The following is a 19,615-nucleotide window of genomic DNA, read 5'->3' as shown; positions in this document are numbered from 1 at the left end:
TTTCAAGTTCGCGGGGCATCACGTTGGATGCTTCATTTCATCTCTCCTGTCGGGCTCGACGGCAGGATCACCATTGTTGCATCCATGCTGAACAATTCTGACCGCGCCGAAGAGATTTCCCACCGCTGGCGAGAAGCCGCTCAATCTCTCATCTTCGATCCCGTTGCCGACGGTCACGACGACCGGCACGTGCAGCAGCCTGCAGCAGGCGCCAGCGCGGTCGACGATGCGGCCAAGCCGGCCACCGGCGGCGGGCAGACGGTCCATGCGTCGGTCGAGCCAACCGGTGCTGCCCCGTCACTGGCCACCAGCGAGTCGGCCGATGCGAGCGGCACGGTCATGGCCGATGGCGGCGAAGCGGCGCCGCTAGCCCACATCGTCGAGATCAGCGCGCAGACCCCGTCCTGGACGCAGGAGGCCGCCGAGGCAACGACCTGGACGGCCGTCATCGGCTCGTCCTGGCAAGTCACCCAGGAGATCTCGTTCAATCCACCGGCCGCGGCCGCAGGCCATGTCACGACCGAGACCGTACAGGTCGTCGCGCAGAGTATCGGGCCGACCGTCGAGGTGCTCTCGACGGTGGTCGAGACAACGTACAGCGCCGGGGCGTCACTGCAGACCTGGTCATCGTCCGGTCCGGCCCAGAGCGCATCGGCCCACGGCGCGGCGAACAGCACCGTCCATGCGTCGCTTCAGGAGGCGGTGACGGACGCCGTCACCTCGGCAGTCAGCGCAAGCGGCGCGACCGGCGCTCAGGTCGTCCAGGCACTCGGCGGCAACTCCACCGGCGTGACCGGCGCGGGCATCAAGATCGGCGTGCTCTCCAGCAGCTTCAACAATCAGGGCGGCGCAGCGGCCGACGAAGCCAGCGGTGCCTTGCCTTCGGCCTCCAAGATCCAGATCCTGAAGGACATGGCCTCGGGCGGATCCGACGAGGGCCGTGCGATGATGCAGGTCATCCACGACATCGCTCCCGATGCCAGCCTCGCCTTCTATACCGCGAGCCAGAGCGAGCAGGACTTCGCGAACGGCATCATCGCGCTCGCCAATGCCGGCTGCAAGGTGATCGTCGACGACGTGAGCTACACCGACGAGCCGTTCTTCCAGAACGGAATCATCGCGCAGGCCATCCAGACCGTCCAGGCGATGGGCGTGACCTATGTGACGTCGGCAGGCAACAACGGAAGCTCAGCCTATCAGACCGCCTGGACCTCGATGTCGGGCAGCTTCGACGGAAGTTACTATGCTGGCAATGCACTGAGCTTCGGCGGCAACATCGCGCAGACGATCAGTGTGACTGCAGGCGCCCGAATGCTCGTACAATGGGACGAGCCTTTCGGGCAAGCCGCGGTCCATCTTTCAGTCAACGTGTACAAGGATGGCCAAGAGGTCGCCTCCTTCCCCAACCTCAATCAGGATCCTTTCGTCGGCTTCCAGTTCAACGTCTCTGGCACCTATCAGATCGTGATCGCGAACTCTCCGGTGGGCCCCACGCCGTCCACGATCAAGGAGATCCTGGCCGGCAACGGTTTGCCGGTCTCCATCAGCGGCGCAAATGTCGGCACGGTGTTCGGCCATGCGATGACGCCGGGGGTGATCACCGTCGGCGCCGTCAACAGCGCGAATACGCCGGCCTTCGGCGCAACAGCCGTTTCGGAGAGCTTTTCGTCATCGGGAGCCGGGACTGAGATCCTGTTGGCCAACGACGGCACACGCCTCACCACGCCGCTCCAGCTCAACCCCGTGGTGGTGTCCGGCGTCGACAACATCACAACGACGGTCTCCGGCCTGACCGATTTCTACGGCACGTCGGCGGCTGCGCCCACGGTCGCGGCGATCTCGGCGTTGATCCTGACGGCCAACCCGACGCTGACCTCGGCGAACGTTTCGGAGATCCTGCAGCAGACGTCCGTGCCGATGACCAATGCCGCCGTGGCCGGGGCGGGCCTCGCCCAGCTCAACCCGGCGGTCGGCGCGGCGCCGTATTTCGCCAATACCGTCATCGAGGCGCTCGGATCGATCAGCCTCGCCCAGGTCGGCGTCATCTACGATCTCAACGCAATCGGCGGCAGCACGACGGTGGCGCTGCGGTTCAATGGCGCGAACGTGGTGGTTCACCAGCTCAGCAATTGGATGCCGATCGGCGTCGAATCCAACGGCAGCGGCGGCTACGAAGTCGCCTGGAAGTTCCAGGGCCAGGATCTCTACACCGTCTGGAACGTCGACGCGGCCGGCAACTACACCAGCAACGCGATCGGCGGCGTGTCCGGAAGCTCGACCTCGTTCGAGACGTTCGAGACGGCGTTCCACCAGGATCTGAACGGCGACGGCACGATCGGCGTCGCCAGCACCGTGATCGAGGCGATCGGCGCCACCAGCCTGGTTCAATCCGGCAGCAGCTATTTCCTCAATCCCGTGACCGGCGGCACGGGTCCTCAGGTGAAGTTCAACGGCTCCACGGTCGCGCCGGGACAGCTGGGCGGCTGGACTCCGATCGCCGCGGAAGCTGTGGGTGGCGGCTATCAGATCGCCTGGAAGATGGCCGGCAGCGATCTCTACACGGTCTGGAACACCGACAGCACCGGCAACTATACGAGCAATGCGATCGGCGCCGTCAGCGGCAGCAGCAGTGCGCTGGAGCTGCTGGAGAGCAACTTCCAGCAGGATCTCAACGGCGACGGCACCATCGGGATTCCGAGCACGGTGATCGAATCTGCCGGATCGACCAGCCTGGTGCTGGCCGGCTCGAGCTATTTCCTCGATCCGGTCGCCGGCGGCACCGGTCCGCAGATCAAGTTCGGTGGCAGCGTCGTGACCATCGGTCAGCTCGGTGGCTGGAATCCGATCGCCGCCGAGGCATCCGGCAGCGGGTATCTGGTCGCCTGGAAGATGGCCGGCTCCGATCTCTACACGGTCTGGAACACCGACAGCAGCGGCAACTATACGAGCAATGCGATCGGCGCCGTGGCGGGCAGCTCGGCCTCCCTCGAGGCTCTGGAGACCAGCTTCCATCAGGACCTCAATGGCGACGGCACCATCGGCGCCCCGAGCGCGGCGCCGGGCGGGAGCGTCATCGAGGCCCTGGGGTCGACCAGCCTGTCACTCTCGGGCACGGCCTACCTCATGACGCCCGTGTCGGGTGGCACCGCGGTTCAGGTGATGTTCGGCGGCAATGCCGTCGTCGCCGGCCAGCTCGGCGGCTGGACGGCGATCGGCGCGGAGGCCTCGGGCAGCGGTTATCAGATCGCCTGGAAAATGGCCGGCTCCGACCTCTATACGGTCTGGAATGCCGACAGCAGCGGTAACTACACCAGCAACGCGATCGGGGCCGTGGCAGGCAGCTCGGCCTCCCTCGAAGCTCTGGAGACCAGCTTCCACCAGGACCTGAACGGCGACGGCACGATCGGAATTCCGGCGTCCGTGAGCGCGGTGACGGCCTCCGCAATGACAGCCAACACGTCTGTTGGCGCCGACCTGGTCCTCGCCGCGTCCTCGTTCAGCGGCAATCTCGTCGGTTTCGGCAGCACCGCAGCCCAGATCGACGTCAAGGGCATCGCCTTCGCATCGCTGCAGACGCATTTCGACGAGACGAGCGGGGTGCTGTCGCTGAGCGACGGGACGAACAGCTCATCATTCCATGTCGTCGGCGCGGTGGCGCAAGACAGCTTCCATTTTGCCGCCGACGGCCAGGGCGGCACCCTGGTCTCCGGATCGTCGGGCGCGGCCACGGTGGCCGGCACCGCCGGGACTTCGGTGTCGCTCGAGGGGCACGACACCTTCGTGTTCGCCGCCCATTTCGGTCAGGTGAACATCACGGACTTCAACCTCGGCACCGACAAGATCGTCTTCAGCCAGAGCCTCTTCGCGGATCAGGCCGCGCTCCAGGCAGCGATCCACGATGACGCCGCCGGCAACGCGGTGATCGCCGATGCGGCTGCGGACACCATCACGATCCAACACGTGTCGACGGCCGAGCTGCTGTCCCACCTGTCGAGCTTCCACCTCGTCTGACGTCCGGCGCCTTCGGGGGCGCCGGGCCCAAGGCCTTGGCGGTGGGGGCTGAGCGGCATTCCGCAAGCCGCAGGCCCGATAACGGCTCGCGCCAGCGCGGTTCTTGGCCTATACGGCGCCAAGACCGCCTGAGACCGTGAGTTTGATGCCCCCGCCCCGCTCCGCTTCGCCGCGCCGCCTGCTTTACGTGGCCAACGAGGATTTCGCGTTCCTGATGCACCGGCTGCCGATGGCGCGCGCGGCGCGCGATGCCGGCTACGAGGTGCATGTCGCGACCAACGTCAACGCCGGCGCCGCGGCGATCGCCGCCGAACGCTTCGTGCTGCATCCGATTCCGTTCCGGCGCGGCGGCCTGTCGCCGTCCGCCGCCATGCCGACGGTCCGCGCGATCCGTGCCGTGGAAGCGGCGATCCAGCCCGACCTCGTGCATCATTCGGGACTGCAGGCCAGCGTGCTCGGCTCGCTGGCGGCGCTCGGGAGCACGACGCCGGTGGTCAACGCCATGACCGGCCTCGGTTACATCTTCACCTCGACGAGCCTGCGCTCCCGCCTGCTCAAGCAGGGCCTGCTGTGGCTGCTGCCGCGGCTGATGAACCGGGCGCCGAGTTGCGTGCTGGTGCAGAATCCGGATGATCGCGACGCCCTGCAGGCCATGGGCGTGCGGGCCGACCGGATCACGCTGATCCCTGGCTCCGGCGTCGACACCGACCGCTTTCAGCCGCTCCCCGAGCCGGACGGGCCGGTCACGTTCGGCTTCGCCGGACGCCTGCTCGCCGACAAGGGCATCCGCGCGCTGGTCGCCGCCCACCGGACGCTGCGCCAGCAGGGCCGCGACGACCAGTTGCTGATCGCGGGCTCCCCCGATCCGGCCAACCCCGCCTCGGTCTCCGCCGAGGAGATCCAGGCCTGGCGCAACGAGCCAGGGATCGCCCTGCTCGGCCAGATCAAGGACATCACGGAGCTCTGGCGCCGCTGCCACGTCGCCGTGCTGCCCTCGCATCGCGAGGGGCTGCCGGTGAGCCTGCTCGAGGCCGCCGCCTGCGGGCGGCCCCTGGTATCGACCGACGCCCCGGGCTGCCGCGAGATCGCGATCGACGGCCAGACCGGGCTCGCGGTGCCGGTCGAGGATTCAGCCGCACTGGCAGCCGCCATGCTGGAGCTCGCGACATCCCCCGATCTGCGTCGCCGCTACGGCGTTGCCGCGCGCCAATTGGTCGAGGACAGGCTCTCGGCCAGGATCATCGGCCGGTCGGTGGTCGCGCTCTATGACCGCCTCGCCGGGGCCTCGGACCGCCGCCGATGATCACCAACCCCGCCGCGAATGTCGCCATCATCGCCCTGCTCGCAGCCATGATGTGCGCCCTGCTGCTCGTGCTGCTGCGGCCATTGCTGCAGCGCTATGCGCTGGCGCGGCCGAACGCGCGCTCCTCGCACAAGATCCCGACGCCGCAAGGCGCGGGCATCGCGGTTGTCGGCGCAACGCTCGTGGTCGGCGGCGCCTTCGCCGCCGTGCTCGGTTTCGCGCCGCTCCTGATGCTGTTCATCGCCGTGCCGCTGCTGGCGCTGGTCGGCCTGGTCGACGACGTCAGGCCGATCCCCGTGCTGCCGCGCTTCGTCCTGCAGGGGCTGGCGGTCGGCCTCGTCGTCTTCACCGCGCCCGACGATCTCAGGCTGTTTCCGATTCCGTTCGCGGCCGAGCGCACGCTGCTGCTGATCGCCGGTCTGTGGTTCGTCAACCTCGTGAACTTCATGGACGGGCTCGACCTGATGACCGTGGCCGAGGCGGTGCCGATCACGGCGACGCTCGTGCTGTTCGGCCTCGCCGGTGAGCTGCCCTGGCCGGCCACGGCCATCTCCGCCGCGCTGGGCGGAGCCATGCTCGGCTTTGCGCCCTTCAACCGCCCGGTGGCCAAGGTCTTTCTCGGCGACGTCGGCAGCCTGCCGATCGGCCTGCTGCTCGGTTGGGGACTGCTGCATCTGGCCTGGCAGGGCTTCATCGTCGCGGCGCTGCTGCTGCCGTTGTACTACTTGGTCGATGCCACTTTCACCCTGCTGCGGCGGATCGCGCGGCGCGAGCCGTTCTGGGCCGCGCACCGCACCCACTTCTATCAGCGCGCCACCGACAACGGCTTCACCGTCTCGCGTGTCGTCGGCGAGGTGTTCATCCTCAATATCGCGCTGGCGGCGCTCGCGGCTCTCTCGATCGCGCAGCGGTCGATGACGGCCGACGCCATCCTGCTCGTCCTAGGTCTTGGCGCCGTCACCTCGGTGTTGAGCCGGTTCTCGCGGCCACGCCGTTGACGGCTCAGGCCGCGCTCGAGCCGAACTCCGGCACCGCATCCTTCAGCACCGACTTGATCGTGACGGGGTCGTTACGACCGATCGCCTGATCGAGCGCCGCGATCCAGCCCTTCAGCGTCGACATCGGCGGCTCATTGGGCGTGGCCGCCATGATGCCGGACACGCCGATCTCGACCGGCGGCTCCTCGCTCGCGAACAGGATCTCGTTAAGCCGCTCGCCCGGGCGGATGCCCGTGAACCTGATCTCGATGTCGTAGCCCGGCTGCAGGCCGGACAGCCGGATCATGCGCTCGGCGAGCTCGACGATGCGCACCGGCTGGCCCATGTTCAGCACATAGACCGAAACATCCGGCCGCTGCGGGGCCAGCGCATGCGAGGCCGCCGTGATGACGAGGTCGCAGGCCTCGCGGATCGTCATGAAATAGCGCACCATGTCCGGATGGGTCACGGTGACCGGTCCGCCGGACTCGATCTGTGCCTTGAACTTCGGCACGACGGAGCCGTTCGAGGCCAGCACGTTGCCGAACCGCACCGAGATGAGCCGCATCGGCGGCCGCCCCGCCGGCCGCTCGGCGAGCTGACGGTCGAGCGCCTGGCAATACATCTCGGCAAAGCGCTTGGTCAGCCCGAGCATCGACACCGGCTCGATCGCCTTGTCGGTCGAGATCATCACCATCGCCTCGGCGCCTGACGCCACCGCGGCATCGGCGACGTTGATCGAGCCGAAGATGTTGGTCTTGACGCCTTCGCTCCAGTCGCGCTCGAGGATCGGCACGTGCTTCAGGGCGGCGGCATGAAACACCAGGTCAGGCTTGAACTCGCCGACCAGCGCGAACACCCGGTCGCGATCCCTGATGTCGGCAATGCGGCCCTCGACGGCGACAAGCGCTTCCGGGTCGGCCGCGAGCGCCTCGGTGATCGCATAGAGCGCGGGCTCGGAGTTCTCGAGAATGAGCAGCCGCGCCGCGCCGAACGCCACGACGCGCTGGCAGATCTCGGCGCCGATCGAGCCGCCGCCGCCGGTGACGACGACGGCCTTGCCGCGCACCAGCGCCTCGAGCCGGCCATAGTCGATCTTGTGGCTCGGCCGCAGCAGCAGATCCTCGACCGCCACCGGTGCAAGCCGCGGCGCATCGCCGCTCTCCAGCGACGGCAGCCGGCTGACGATCAGGCGCAGCCGGCGCGCCCGCATCAGGAAGGTCTCCGGATGACAGTCGGGCTCGAAGGCGGTCGGCATCATCAATGCCCGCGCGATCGGCCGCTCGCGCCGGGCAAAATCGGCCGCGACGTCCTCGACGTCGTCGATGCCGCCGAGCACGGGAACGCCGCGGATCAGCTGGCCGCGGTCGGCCATCGACGGCGACAGGATGCCGATCGGCCAGATCCGCTTCACCGCGCCACTCTCGATGCCGCGCAGGACAACTTCCGCATCGGCCGCGCGGCCGATCAGCAGGGCCGGCGCCGCATCCTCCGACTTGGCGTGGCGGCGCACCCGCGTGTAGCGGAAATAGCGGTAGGCGAAGCGCAATGCGCTCAGCGCGAAGATCTCCAGGAACCAGAACAGGATGATCGTCAGCTTGCCGAAGAAGAACGTGCCGCGGACATTGGGCGCGACGATGATGTAGTCGAGCACCAGGAAGGCGAGCGTCAGCACGGTCGCGACGCGCACGATATTGAGCGCATCCGGCAGCGACGTGAAGCGCCACTTCGTGGTCAGCAGGTTGGAGAAATAGAAGACCACGAAGCTGAAGGCGATGAAGTAGGGCAGGATCTGCAAGAGCAGCGGCACCCGCTCCCAGAACGTGCTGGCGCCCTCGAAGCGGATGTAGAACGCCGCGAACAGCGCGGCGACGCTGACCAGGAGGTCATGCGCCGCGATCAGCAGGTTCCGCGAGGTGAGCTGCGACAGGCGCGTCATGGCGCGACAGCCCCCTGCTCCGCCGCAGGCTTCGTCCGCGACCGCAGCACCATGCCGCCGGCCACGCCGACGCCGATGACATACATCCACCCCTCGTGGAAATCGAAGATGTGCGAGTTGAACAGGGAGGTAAAGATGTTCTGCACGACGACGAGCAGCCCGATCCACGGCACTAAGCCGTCGCCACGGAACAGCAGCAGATGCACCGCCCACATCGCGTATAGGATCACGATGCCAAGCGTGCCCCACTGCACCGCGACGTTCAGCGTCTGATTGTGCGGATTGCCGACCACGGCTCCGGCGGAGAGGTCGGCGCGTTCGCTCGCGGCGGCCAGCTCGAACAGATGGCGCGTCGAGCCCGAGCCGTGCCCGATGACCGGAGCTTCGGCGAAGAAGCGCAGCGACTTGCGCCAGAACTCGAGCCGTTCGCCGATCGAGGTGGTGCCCCGGTCGTTGCGGTAGTCCTGGTACTGCTGCGTGAACGTCGACAGCTTCTGCTGCAATTGCGGCGAGACCGACCACGCCGCCAAGCCGATCACGACAGCCGACACGGCGATCAGCAGGTTGGCCCGCCATTTCAGGTGGATCAGGCCGAACACCGCGAGCAGGATCGGAATCGTGACCAGCGCCGTGCGCGAGACGACGACGAAGATCATGTTGGCCAGGAACGCGATCATGATCGCGGTGAGAAGACCCGCCGGCACGAAACGACGCGCGCGCAACAGCTGCGCGATCGGATAGGCCAGCGCCACCGCGCAGAGTGAGAATTCCTGGCCCTGGTCGATGTAGTTCTTCACGAAGATGCCGCGATCCGCGTTGGCTTTCAGCGCCAGCGCGGGATTGTAGGCGACCGCCGTGGACATCACGACCATCAGGACGCAGGAGGCGAGAAAGGCGGTAAACACCCACAGGCCGCGCTCGGATCGCTGGAAGTGGTAGAGCAGCGCCGGCAGCACCAGGAGCTTCGCGGCCGGCCCGACCGCATAGAGCCGCGCGCCCCAGGCCGCGTCCGACCATAACGTGCCGACCAGCGCCAGCACGAACAGCGCGATCGGCGCCAGCGAGATCGGCCGCTTCAGGATCTCGAGCAGACGCTCGAGGTCGAGATACGGCACCATCGTGATCAGCATGACGACGCCGAGGATCGAGACCAGCGAGGTCGACCATGGCAGCGAGGCCGCGAGCAGGATGGCCACGACATCGACCGTGGTCCGCCACGCTGCGGGATCGCGCCAGCGGCGCGCCAGCAGCGCCGGACCGGGATGACCTGCGAGCGCGCTCATCGTTGATCGCTCCGCGCGCGATCGACCAGCGCCGTCGTGCTGTGGCCCTTCAGGATGTCGATCAGCAGCACCTCGCCGCCGGCGGCCTCGACCACCTCATGGCCCACCACCTGCTCGCGCGTGTAGTCGCCGCCCTTGACCAGCACGCTCGGCCGCACCAGCTCGATCAGGCGCAGCGGCGTATCCTCTGCGAAGATGGCGACGAGATCCACGGCTTCCAATGCGGCCAGCACTTCGGCCCGCGCGCGCTCGTCTTGCACGGGGCGGCTCTCGCCCTTCAGCCGCTTGACCGAGGCATCGCTGTTCAGCCCGACCACCAGCCGGTCACAGGCGGCCCGCGCCGCCGTCAGCACCTTCACATGGCCCGGATGCAGGATATCGAAGCAGCCGTTGGTGAAGCCGACGCGCAGGCCCTCGCGTCGCCACGCCCCGACACGGGCCGCGAGTTCGGCATCGCTTTCGACGATCTTCTCCTCGGCAGCCCGATATGCATGCGGCAGGATCTTGCGGCGCAGCTCGGACGCGGTGACGCTGGCGGTGCCCTGCTTGCTGACAGCCACGGCGGCGGCCGCGCTCGCCATCCGCAGCGCATCCTCCCAGGCTGCGCCCGCGGCGAGCGCCGACGCCAGCACGGCGACGACCGTGTCGCCGGCGCCGGAGACGTCGCGCACCTTCACCGGATAGGCCGGCACGTGGACCGGATCGCCCTGGCGCGGCACCAGGGTCATGCCGCGCTCGCTCTGCGTCACCAGGATCGCCTCGCAATCGGCCAGATAGATCGCGTCCTGCGCGGCCGCGGCGATCTCCTGCTCGGTCTCGGCGCGGCTGCGGGTCGCTTCCGAGAATTCCTTGCGGTTCGGCGTCAGCACGCTGGCGCCGCGATAGATGGCAAGATTCGCACTCTTGGGATCGACGATCACGCGCTTGCCGGCCTTGCGCGCGGCGTCGATCACGTTGCGCAGCACGCGCGCGGTCAGCACGCCCTTGGCGTAGTCCGACAGCAGCACGATGTCGGCCCGCGCGATCAGCGGCAGGATGGCAGCGATCAGCTTCTGCTCGATGTCCTCGGACGCCGGCGCGGCGCGCTCCCAGTCGGCACGGAGCATGTGGGTCGAGAAATGCTCCGAGACGAAGCGCACCTTGCGCGTCGTCGGCCGCGCGGGATCGCGCACCAGCACGCACGCGATGCCGTCGACCTTGGCAAGCTCGGCCTCGAGCTGATCGCCCGCGGTGTCCTGCCCCACCAGGCCGACGAAGATGCAGCGCGCGCCGAGCGCGGCGATGTTGCGCGCGACATTGCCGGCGCCACCGATATTGGTCTCGCTGCGCTGGACCGCGATGACGGGCGCGGGTGCCTCCGGCGAGATCCGCGACACCTCGCCATAGACGAACTCGTCCAGCATGAGGTCGCCGACGCACAGCACCGTCTGGCGGGCGATCGCTTGCGAGAGATCGTCGAAATCGAACATCAGCGGCAGTCTCGGTGCAGGTGGTCCACGGCAGGTCGTCTAGCGGAAGCGGTCGGCGGAATCGAGATAGTCCCGGACATAGAAGGCCACCGCATCCTCGAGCGGCGTGAAGCCGCCGTTGTAGCCCGCGGCCAGCAGGCGGTCGACATTGCTCTGGGTGAAGTACTGGTAGCTGCCGCGAATCGCTTCGGGCATGTCGACGTATTCGATCCGCGGCGTTGCTCCGAGCGTGGCGTACACCGCCAGCATCATGTCCTTGAAGCTGCGCGCCTGCCCGGTGCCGACGTTGAAAAGCCCTGACACCGCCGGCGTGGCCAGCAGCCACAGCATCACGCGCACGACGTCGTCGACATGGATGAAGTCGCGGCGCTGGTCGCCATCGGCAATGCCGTCGCGGTGCGACTTGAACAGCTGCAGGGTGCGGCCGGCCTTGATGTCGTCGAAGCGGCGCGTCAGTACGCTCATCATCGATCCCTTGTGGTATTCGTTGGGACCGAACACGTTGAAGAACTTCAGGCCGGCATATTGCGGCGGCAGCCGCTCGCCGCGCTCGGCGCGGGCGGCGATCGCCATGTCGAACAGATGCTTGCTCCAGCCATAGAGGTTCATCGGCCGCAACGCCTTCAGCGCTGCCAGCGAGGGATCGTCGACGAAGCCCTGCGCGCCGTCGCCATAGGTCGCGGCCGAGGACGCGTAGATGAAGGGCGTGGTGTTGGCCGTGCACCAGTCGAGCAGGCGCAACGAGCTGCGAAAGTTGCGCTCCATCACGAGGTCGCCGTCGACCACGGTGGTCGCGGAGATCGCGCCCATGTGCAGCACGGCGTCGAGCCTGCGTCCCTTCAGCCAGGCGTCCAGATCGGACGGCGGCACGACGTCGGCCAGCTGCCGCTTGGCCAGGTTGCGCCACTTGCCCTCGCTGCCGAGCGTATCGCAGACGACGACGTCGGTCCGGCCGGCATCGTTCAGCGCCGCCACCAGATTCGATCCGATAAACCCGGCGCCGCCGGTCACCAGCAACATTCCGTAACCCGTCCTGATCCCGAAACCCGGCCCTCGCGTAGCGCATGCGGCGGCAAAGTGTAAGCGCTTTGGTGACGGCTGGCCCGGGCCCACTTTACCCGTGGCGGCGGAGCGGCTACCAGCGCGCCAGAGCCAGGCAGTCAAAGAATGAATTCGAATTCGGCCAAGATCACGGTGGACGCTGACGACACCAGCCCGATCCTGATCATCCCCTATATGTGGATCGGCGACTTCGTGCGCGGCCACACCGTGGTGCGGGTGCTCAAGGAGCGCTGGCCGAATCGCCCGGTCGACCTGCTGGTGACGTCCCTGTGCGCGCCTTTGGTCGATTACATGCCCGGCGTGCGCTCCGGGATCGTCTGGGACCTGCCGCGCAGCCGGCTTGCGCTCGCCCGCCAATGGCAGCTCGCCGCAATGTTGCGCGAGCGCCACTATCGGACCGCCCTGGTGATGCCGCGGACCTGGAAGTCCGCCTTGGCCCCGGCGCTGGCCGCGATCCCCGAGCGCGTGGGCTTCGTCGGCGAAGTGAGGTTCGGGCTGCTGAACCGCTGGCGCTGGGGCGAAAAGAAGCTGCCGCGCTTCATCGACAAGAACGCCGCGCTCGCTTTGCCCGACGGGGCGCCGCTGCCGCCGGAATGGCCGGTGCCGCAGTTGCGGGTGCCGCCAGAGGACGTCGCGCGCTGGCGCGAGGCCAATGGCCTGGGGAACCGGCCAGCCGTCGCGCTGGCTCCCGGCTCGGTCGGCGCCGCCAAGCGCTGGCCGTTCTACGGCGAGGCGGCCCGGCTGCTGATCGCGGCCGGTCTCGACGTCTGGGTGGTCGGCGGCCCCGGCGAAAAGGCGCTGGCGGCCGAGATCGTCGCTGCCGGGGGTCCTGCTGTCCGTGACCTCACCGGAACCGACCTCCGAAACGGCATCCTGGCGATGGCGGCGGCCCGTGTCGCCATCTCCAACGATTCGGGGCTGATGCACATCGCGGCCGCGCTGGGCACGCCGACCATGGGCATCTTCGGCCCCACCAGCCCGTACCATTGGGCGCCGCTGAACGGCCTCGCCGCGACGGTTCAGACCAAGACCCAGGTGCCCTGCCAGCCCTGCCATCGCCCGGTCTGCCGCATGAACGACCATCGCTGCATGCGCGACATCCCGGCGACCGATGTGGCCGCCATCGCCCAGCGGGTGCTGGCCGGGGCGGCGATCCCGGTCGCGCGATAGCTTGCGCCGGGACAGCGCGCCCCATACACCGGCGTCATCGTGACCCGAGCCGACATCGTGACCCACGCACCGGACAGCCCGATCGCCCGCCATCTCGCCCGCTCCCGCGCGGCGATGGAGCGGGCCGTTGCCGACCCTGCGCTGCTGGCCAGCGCGGAGCGGATCGCGGCGATGATCGTCGCGGCGCTGCGCGGCGGCCACAAGCTGCTGATCGTCGGCAATGGCGGCAGCGCGGCGGATGCGCAACACATCGCGGCCGAGATCGTCGGCCGCTACAAGCAGGAGCGGCCTGCCTGGGCGGCCATCGCACTGACCACCGACACCTCGGCGCTGACCGCGATCGGCAACGACTACGGGTTCGAGCACATCTTCGCCCGCCAGGTCGAAGGACTCGGCGCTCGCGGCGACGTGCTGCTGGCGATCTCGACCTCCGGCCGCTCGCCGAGCATCCTCAACGCCCTGCGCAAGGCCCGCGAGCGCGGGCTCACCACGATCGGCTTCACCGGCGCCAAGGGCCACGCGATGGGCGAGCTGTGCGACGAGCTCCTGGTGGCGCCGAGCGACGACACGCCGCTGATCCAGCAGATCCATCTCGCCACCGCGCACGGCATCTGCGAGACGATCGAGGCGACCTTGATGCAGGATGAGCGCTAGATGACGACTCCTCAGCTCAAGCCCGCGGCGTTCCTCGATCGCGACGGCGTCATCAATCATGACGACAACTACATCGGTGCGCCCGAGCGCATCCGCTGGATGCCGAATGTGGCGGCTGCGATCCGGCGGCTGAACGAGGCCGGCTATCACGTCTTCCTGTTCACCAACCAGTCCGGCGTGGCGCGCGGGCTGTTCAGCGAGGACGACGTGCTCAGCCTGCACCAGTGGATGCGGGCCGAGCTCGCGGCACAGGACGCCGTGATCGACGACATCCGCTACTGCCCCTACCACACCGAAGGCTCCGTCGAGCGATATCTGCGCGAGCATCCCTGGCGCAAGCCGGCGCCGGGCATGATCCTCGACCTGATGCAGCACTGGCCGGTCCGGCGCGAGGGCAGCTTCGTGATCGGCGACCGCGCGTCCGACATCGCTGCAGCCGAAGCGGCGGGCCTGCCCGGCTTCCTGTTCGCCGGCGGCGACCTCGATGCATTCGTCGCCGCGGTCATCGCTCAGACCAGCCCGCGATAGACCGCGGCGATCTTCTCGGCCTCGGCCTCCAGGCTGAACTCTTCCACCACCCGCATCCGCGCCTTCTGCCCCATCACACGCGCCGCCTCCGGATCCCGCATCAGCGGCTCCAGCGCTGCGGCCAGCGCATCGACGTCGCCGGGGGGCACCAGCCTGCCGGTCACGCCCTCTTCCACCACGATCTCGGCGGCGCCTGCGCGCGCGGCGACCAGCGCGGCACCGGCGGCCATCGCCTCGATCAGGGTGAGGCCAAAGCCTTCGTTGCGCGAGGTGAAGGCATAGATCGTCAGGCGCTGGTACCAGCGCTGCACGTCGGCGATGTCGAGCTCGCCGGTGATGACGATGCGCTGCTCGAGGCCGGCGGCCGCGATCTGCTTCCTCAGCTCGGCTGCGAACGGCATCTGCTCGGGCGTGACGGCGCCGACCAGAACGGCGGAAAAATCCGGATAGCGCGGCAGCAGCCGGCACATCGCGGCGACGAACACGTCGCTGCCCTTCTGCGCGCGGACGCGCCCGAAGCAGCCGATGGCGTATCGGCCGGGCAACCCGCTTTCGGCGAAGGCCGCGGCGCGATCGGCCGGCGGCTTGTACACCTCGGTATCGACGCCATGCGTGATGACCACAGCCGCGCGCTTCAGGTACGACGCCGAGATCTCGCTGGTCGCGATGATCGCATCCATTCGCCTGATCAGCCAGCGCGTGATCCAGCTGTGATGGCGCTGCGCGGCCGAGGTGAACACCAGCTTGAACGGCCAGCCGAGCGCGCGCAGGATCACGCCGACGATCATCTCGTCGTTGCGGCGCGCGTGCCAGATCAGCGGCCGCGGCCGACGCCACAGCGCCAACAGATCGCGCCCGCGCATCCGCGCGATCCCCTCCGGCGCATAGGTGCCGAGCCAGGCCACGCGCACCAGCCTCGCGAGCTTCGGCGCCACCATGCGGTTGGTCGCCGTCACGCCGGAATAGCGGCGGTGCAGGTTCGGCACGATGACGTCGAGGTCTCCGGCGGAAAACGGCTCGGCTTGCACCATCCACTCCAATTTTAACGGTTCCCTATACGCAACATTCAGCACCGCCGCCAGTTCGCGATTCCCTGCAACCGGTCCTTCATTTCGCGGGCGTTAGCGTGCCGCAAAACAGACAGGGATCGTGTCAAACAATGACTGTGCTCGTCACGGGCGGCGCCGGCTATATCGGCAGCCACATGGTGCTCGCGCTGGCCGAGGCCGGCGAAAGCGTCGTGGTGATCGACAATCTTTCCACCGGCTTTTCCGCCTTCGTGCCGAACGAGGTGCCGCTGTTCATCGGCGATGCCGGCGACGAGAACCTCGTCGACGGCGTCATCAGCCAGCACGGCGTCGACAGCATCATCCATTTCGCCGGCTCGATCGTGGTGCCGGAATCGGTGCGCGATCCCCTCCTCTACTATCAGAACAACACCATGACCACGCGCAGCCTGCTCAATGCGGCGGTCAAGCGCGGCGTCAGCCGCTTCATCTTCTCCTCCACGGCGGCCGTCTACGGCAATCCGGACCAGGTTCCGGTGCCCGAGACCGCGCCGACGCGCCCGACCTCGCCCTATGGCAGCTCGAAGCTGATGGCCGAGATCATGCTGCACGACACCGCTGCGGCGCATGATCTGAATTACGCCGTGCTGCGCTATTTCAACGTCGCCGGCGCCGATCCGCAGGGCCGCATCGGGCTCGCCACCGTCGGCGCCACGCATCTGATGAAGATCGCGATGGAGGTCGCGACCGGCCAGCGCGCCAAGATCGACGTCTACGGCACCGACTATCCGACACAAGACGGCACCGCGATCCGCGACTTCATCCATGTCTGCGACCTCGTCCAGGCGCATCGCGCCGCGCTGGCTTATCTGCGCGCCGGCGGCCCCTCGGTGACCCTGAACTGCGGCTATGGCCGCGGCTATTCCGTGCTCGAGACCATCGAGGCGGTCCGCCGCGTCTCCGGCCGGGCCATTCCGGTGCAAACCGCGTCGCGCCGCCCCGGCGACATCATGAGCATGGTCGCCGATACCAGCCGGCTGCGGGCCGTGCTCGACTGGACCCCGGCCTATGACAATCTGGACACGATCGCCGCCCATGCGCTGGCCTGGGAGCACAAACTGTTCCTGGAACGCCACAGCAGCGGGGAGCAGCGGGCCTCGGCCTAGAATCAAGCACTTAGCCGGGGACCGGGGGGCTTGAAAAAGCCGCCCCGAGCGGGCAAGCACTGCTGGTCCGCCCGGCGATTTGCCCGCGCGGCCAGGGACCAGAATGGCCGAATTTCCGAAGAAGATCACCGACGATCCCTATGGCGCCGCGATCCTGATCCGCCGCCTCGTGATGGAACAGGGGCTCGTCTACTGGCGCCGCTATCTCACCGCCTTCGCGCTGATGGCGGTCGCCGCCGGAGCGAGCGCCACGGCGACCTACGTGCTCGGCCAGGTCATCAACAAGGCCTATGTCGAGAAGAGCATTCCGGGCATCGTCCTGCTCTCCGGCGTCACCGTGCTGCTGCTGTTCATCAAGGGCATCACCACCTACGGCTACGCCGTCATCCTGTCGAAGATCTCCAACGCCATCCTCGCCAACAACCAGCGGCAGCTGTTCGCCAAGCTGATGAACGAAAGCGTCGGCTTCTTCTCCGAGCGCCATTCCTCCGAGTTCCTGGCGCGGCTGACCTCCGGCGCCAAGTCGATCACCGACATCCTGAGCATGCTGATCAACGCCGTCGGGCGCGATCTCGTCACCCTGATCAGCATGATCGCGGTGATGGTGCTGCAGGATCCCTGGATGTCGCTGCTCGGCCTGCTGGTGGTGCCGCCGGCGATGCTGGTGCTGCGCAAGCTGGTCAAGCGCATCAAGGGCCTCGCCTACAACCAGTTCACCGGCACCGCCGACATTCTCGAGACGATGCAGGAATCGCTGCAGGGCATCCGCACCGTCAAGGCGTTCACGCTGGAAGACACGATGCGCGCGCGCATCGACGAGAACATCGCCGTGGTCGAGCGCAACGCCAACAAGATGGCCCGCGTCTCCAACCGCTCCAACCCGCTGATGGAGATGCTCGGCGGCTTCGCCGTCGCCGGCTGCCTGATGTATGCCGGCTATTCCGTGGTCGCGCTCGACGCCACGCCCGGCCAGTTCTTCTCCTTCATGATCGCCTTCCTGATGGCCACCGAGCCGGCCAAGCGGCTGGCGCGGCTCAACATCGACCTCAACAGCCAGCTGGTCGGCGCCCGCATGCTGCTCGAAGTCGTCGACAGCCCGGCCAGCGAGCAGCCCGATGACGACAAGCCGGAGCTGAAGCTCAGCGACGCCAAGATCGAGCTGCGCGACGTCTCCTTCGCCTATCGCGACAACGAGCCGGTGCTCGACCGCATGAGCTTTGTCGCCGAGCCCGGCAAGGTCACCGCGCTGGTCGGCCCGTCCGGCGGCGGCAAGTCGACGGTGCTGGCGCTGCTGCTGCGCTTCTACGAGGCGACCGCGGGCGACATCCTGATCGACGGCCAGTCGATCTCCAAGGTGTCGCGCCGGTCTCTGCGCGAGCAGGTCGCCTATGTCGGCCAGGACGTCTATCTGTTCCGCGACACCATCCGCGCCAACATCGCCTTCGGCAAGCCGGGCGCGACCGAGGCGGAGATCATCGAGGCGGCGAAGGCGGCCTGCGCGCACGACTTCATCATGAGCTTCCCGCTCGGCTACGACACCCCGGTCGGCGAGCACGGCACCCAGCTCTCCGGCGGCCAGCGCCAGCGCATCGCGGTGGCGCGCGCGCTGATCCGCAACGCCCCGATCATCCTGCTCGACGAGGCCACCGCCGCGCTGGACTCGGAATCGGAGCGGCAGGTGCAGGAGGCGATCGAGCATCTCTGCCAGAACCGCACCACCCTGGTCATCGCGCATCGCCTGCACACCATCATGAACGCCGACGCCATTCTGGTGGTCGAGGCCGGCGAGATCGTCGAGCGGGGCCGGCATGACGATCTGTTGCGCCGTGGCGGCCGCTATGCTTCGTTCTTCCGCCTGCAACAACGCGACATGGGGCCGAACGTCATCCCCATGACCGCGACGTCCTGACCCGTCCATTTCACCGCATCGAGACCTTTCATGAGCGCCTCCACCGTCATCCCGGCCTTCCCGCAGCCTTCTCTTCCTGTCGTGGGCGAAGCCGGTGTCTTCCCGGTCCGCCGCATCTGGTGCGTCGGCCGCAACTATCTCGAGCACATCCGCGAGATGGGCAATGACGAGCGCGACCCGCCGTTCTTCTTTGCGAAGCACGCCGACATGCTGGCGCCCGAGGGCGCCGTCATCCCCTACCCGCCGCTGACGCAGGACATGCATCACGAGGTCGAGCTGGTGGTCGCGCTGAAAAGCGGCGGCCTGAACATCCCGACCGACAAGGTGCTCGACCACGTCTACGGCTACGCCGTCGGCATCGACCTCACCCGCCGCGACCTTCAGCTCGCCTCGCGCAAGATGCAGCGCCCCTGGGAGGTCGGCAAATCCTTCGACCACTCCGCACCCTGCTCGGCGGTGGTGCCCGCGGCCAAGATCGGCCACCCGTCGAAGGGCAAGATCTGGCTGTCCGTCAACGGCACCGAGCGGCAAAAGGGCGATCTCTCCGAGCTGATCTGGAACGTGCCGGAGATCATCTGGAAGCTGTCCCAGCAGGTCGAGCTCGCCGCCGGCGACATCATCATGACCGGCACCCCGGCGGGCGTGGCAGCCATCGTCGCCGGCGACAAGATCGAATGCGGCGTCGATGGCGTCGGCACACTCAAGGTGAGCATCGGGCCGGCGGCGAAGTAAGCGGCGCGCCTGGCGCAGCGGCCGGATCGCCGCGGACCTCATTGTCAAAAGGCCGCGCCCATCGCGGCCTTTTTCTTTGCCTGACATCCGAAGGAAGCACCCCACTCGCCCCACCGCCGGTGGCCTCCCCTCCCCCTTGCGGGGAGGGGAGCTCACCGCCTCCGCGGCGACAACCTCACCCCTCATGGTGAGGAGCGCCGCACCCGGCGCGTCTCGAACCATGAGGCCCGTCACGCGCGGCCATCTCGCGGCACGGCGGCACGAGCCATCAGCCAGCGCATGGGCATGCACCATCATCTGATCCACAATCTCAAACAGCATCGGGCTGATCAGGGACACGAGCACGCACCTTCTCGCGACGCATCCCGCGCCCGAGTGATGCTCCAGGTCCCGCCCTCTCCAGAT

The 19,615-nt window shown here is 67.8% G+C and carries 15 protein-coding genes; 9 read left to right on the top strand and 6 right to left on the bottom strand.

Translation table 11 applies throughout. From position 1 onward, the window contains the following. Positions 1-18: 18 nt before the first annotated feature. On the bottom strand, positions 19-189 hold the full coding sequence (locus BRAS3809_RS37370) for a hypothetical protein (RefSeq protein ID WP_240535702.1): 171 nt from the start codon (positions 187-189) through the stop codon (positions 19-21). On the opposite strand from BRAS3809_RS37370, the gene BRAS3809_RS18160 reads away from it, so the two are divergent. The 3 genes from BRAS3809_RS18160 to BRAS3809_RS18150 all read left to right on the top strand — a co-directional run bounded on the left by BRAS3809_RS18160 (position 190) and on the right by BRAS3809_RS18150 (position 6,312). Beyond that, positions 190-4,011, top strand: a complete 3,822-nt coding sequence (locus tag BRAS3809_RS18160; protein WP_240535701.1) for a S8 family serine peptidase — start codon at positions 190-192, stop codon at positions 4,009-4,011. 145 nt (positions 4,012-4,156) lie between these two features. Next, positions 4,157-5,314 carry a glycosyltransferase family 4 protein gene (locus BRAS3809_RS18155; RefSeq protein WP_008963546.1) on the top strand — a complete coding sequence of 386 codons (1,158 nt, stop codon included), beginning with the start codon at positions 4,157-4,159 and terminating at the stop codon, positions 5,312-5,314. Continuing rightward, positions 5,311-6,312 carry an MraY family glycosyltransferase gene (locus tag BRAS3809_RS18150; protein ID WP_008963545.1) on the top strand — a complete coding sequence of 334 codons (1,002 nt, stop codon included), beginning with the start codon at positions 5,311-5,313 and terminating at the stop codon, positions 6,310-6,312. The genes BRAS3809_RS18155 and BRAS3809_RS18150 overlap by 4 nt, the downstream gene beginning before the upstream one ends. 4 nt (positions 6,313-6,316) lie before the next feature. Here the strand turns inward: BRAS3809_RS18150 and BRAS3809_RS18145 are convergent, their stop codons facing one another. From BRAS3809_RS18145 to rfaD, 4 genes are read right to left on the bottom strand one after another with little or no spacing between them, the layout of a single operon-like run. Then, entirely contained in the window at positions 6,317-8,230 is a 1,914-nt protein-coding gene (locus BRAS3809_RS18145) for a polysaccharide biosynthesis protein (RefSeq protein WP_008963544.1), read from the bottom strand. Then, positions 8,227-9,513, bottom strand: coding sequence for an O-antigen ligase family protein (locus BRAS3809_RS18140; RefSeq protein WP_008963543.1), 1,287 nt, complete (start codon positions 9,511-9,513; stop codon positions 8,227-8,229). Before BRAS3809_RS18140 ends, BRAS3809_RS18145 begins: the two co-directional genes overlap by 4 nt. Further along, positions 9,510-10,982 carry a D-glycero-beta-D-manno-heptose-7-phosphate kinase gene (gene rfaE1, locus BRAS3809_RS18135; protein ID WP_008963542.1) on the bottom strand — a complete coding sequence of 491 codons (1,473 nt, stop codon included), beginning with the start codon at positions 10,980-10,982 and terminating at the stop codon, positions 9,510-9,512. The genes BRAS3809_RS18140 and rfaE1 overlap by 4 nt, the downstream gene beginning before the upstream one ends. Positions 10,983-11,021: 39 nt before the next feature. Beyond that, positions 11,022-12,002 (bottom strand): ADP-glyceromanno-heptose 6-epimerase, encoded by a 981-nt coding sequence (gene rfaD, locus BRAS3809_RS18130; RefSeq protein WP_008963541.1) that lies wholly within the window; start codon positions 12,000-12,002, stop codon positions 11,022-11,024. 147 nt (positions 12,003-12,149) lie between these two features. On the opposite strand from rfaD, the gene waaF reads away from it, so the two are divergent. Genes waaF through BRAS3809_RS18115 form a run of 3 tightly spaced genes read left to right on the top strand, consistent with a single transcriptional unit; the run spans position 12,150 to position 14,396 of the window. After that, positions 12,150-13,214 carry a lipopolysaccharide heptosyltransferase II gene (gene waaF / locus BRAS3809_RS18125; RefSeq protein WP_008963540.1) on the top strand — a complete coding sequence of 355 codons (1,065 nt, stop codon included), beginning with the start codon at positions 12,150-12,152 and terminating at the stop codon, positions 13,212-13,214. A 57-nt stretch (positions 13,215-13,271) separates the two neighbouring features. Then, entirely contained in the window at positions 13,272-13,868 is a 597-nt protein-coding gene (locus BRAS3809_RS18120; protein WP_008963539.1) for a D-sedoheptulose 7-phosphate isomerase, read from the top strand. Further along, positions 13,869-14,396: a D-glycero-alpha-D-manno-heptose-1,7-bisphosphate 7-phosphatase gene (locus BRAS3809_RS18115; protein WP_008963538.1), complete on the top strand. Its 528-nt coding sequence runs from the start codon at positions 13,869-13,871 to the stop codon at positions 14,394-14,396. It abuts the gene before it with no gap. Here BRAS3809_RS18115 and BRAS3809_RS18110 read toward each other — a convergent pair. Then, complete coding sequence (locus tag BRAS3809_RS18110; protein WP_035656704.1) at positions 14,378-15,427, bottom strand: glycosyltransferase family 4 protein; 1,050 nt, start codon at positions 15,425-15,427, stop codon at positions 14,378-14,380. The two genes, BRAS3809_RS18115 and BRAS3809_RS18110, sit on opposite strands and share 19 nt — an antisense overlap. 128 nt (positions 15,428-15,555) lie before the next feature. Here BRAS3809_RS18110 and galE point away from each other — a divergent pair, with 128 nt between their 5' ends. The 3 genes from galE to BRAS3809_RS18095 all read left to right on the top strand — a co-directional run bounded on the left by galE (position 15,556) and on the right by BRAS3809_RS18095 (position 19,210). Continuing rightward, complete coding sequence (gene galE / locus BRAS3809_RS18105; RefSeq protein ID WP_008963536.1) at positions 15,556-16,569, top strand: UDP-glucose 4-epimerase GalE; 1,014 nt, start codon at positions 15,556-15,558, stop codon at positions 16,567-16,569. A 103-nt stretch (positions 16,570-16,672) separates the two neighbouring features. Further along, positions 16,673-18,478 (top strand): ABC transporter ATP-binding protein, encoded by a 1,806-nt coding sequence (locus BRAS3809_RS18100; protein ID WP_008963535.1) that lies wholly within the window; start codon positions 16,673-16,675, stop codon positions 18,476-18,478. Positions 18,479-18,508: 30 nt separating this feature from the next. After that, a complete protein-coding gene (locus BRAS3809_RS18095) occupies positions 18,509-19,210 on the top strand; it encodes a fumarylacetoacetate hydrolase family protein (protein ID WP_008963534.1) in 702 nt (233 codons plus the stop codon). The last annotated feature ends 405 nt before the right edge of the window (positions 19,211-19,615 follow it).

The organism is Bradyrhizobium sp. STM 3809, assembly GCF_000239795.1.
GTDB lineage: Bacteria > Pseudomonadota > Alphaproteobacteria > Rhizobiales > Xanthobacteraceae > Bradyrhizobium.
This window is presented reverse-complemented; position numbering and strand designations above follow the sequence as displayed.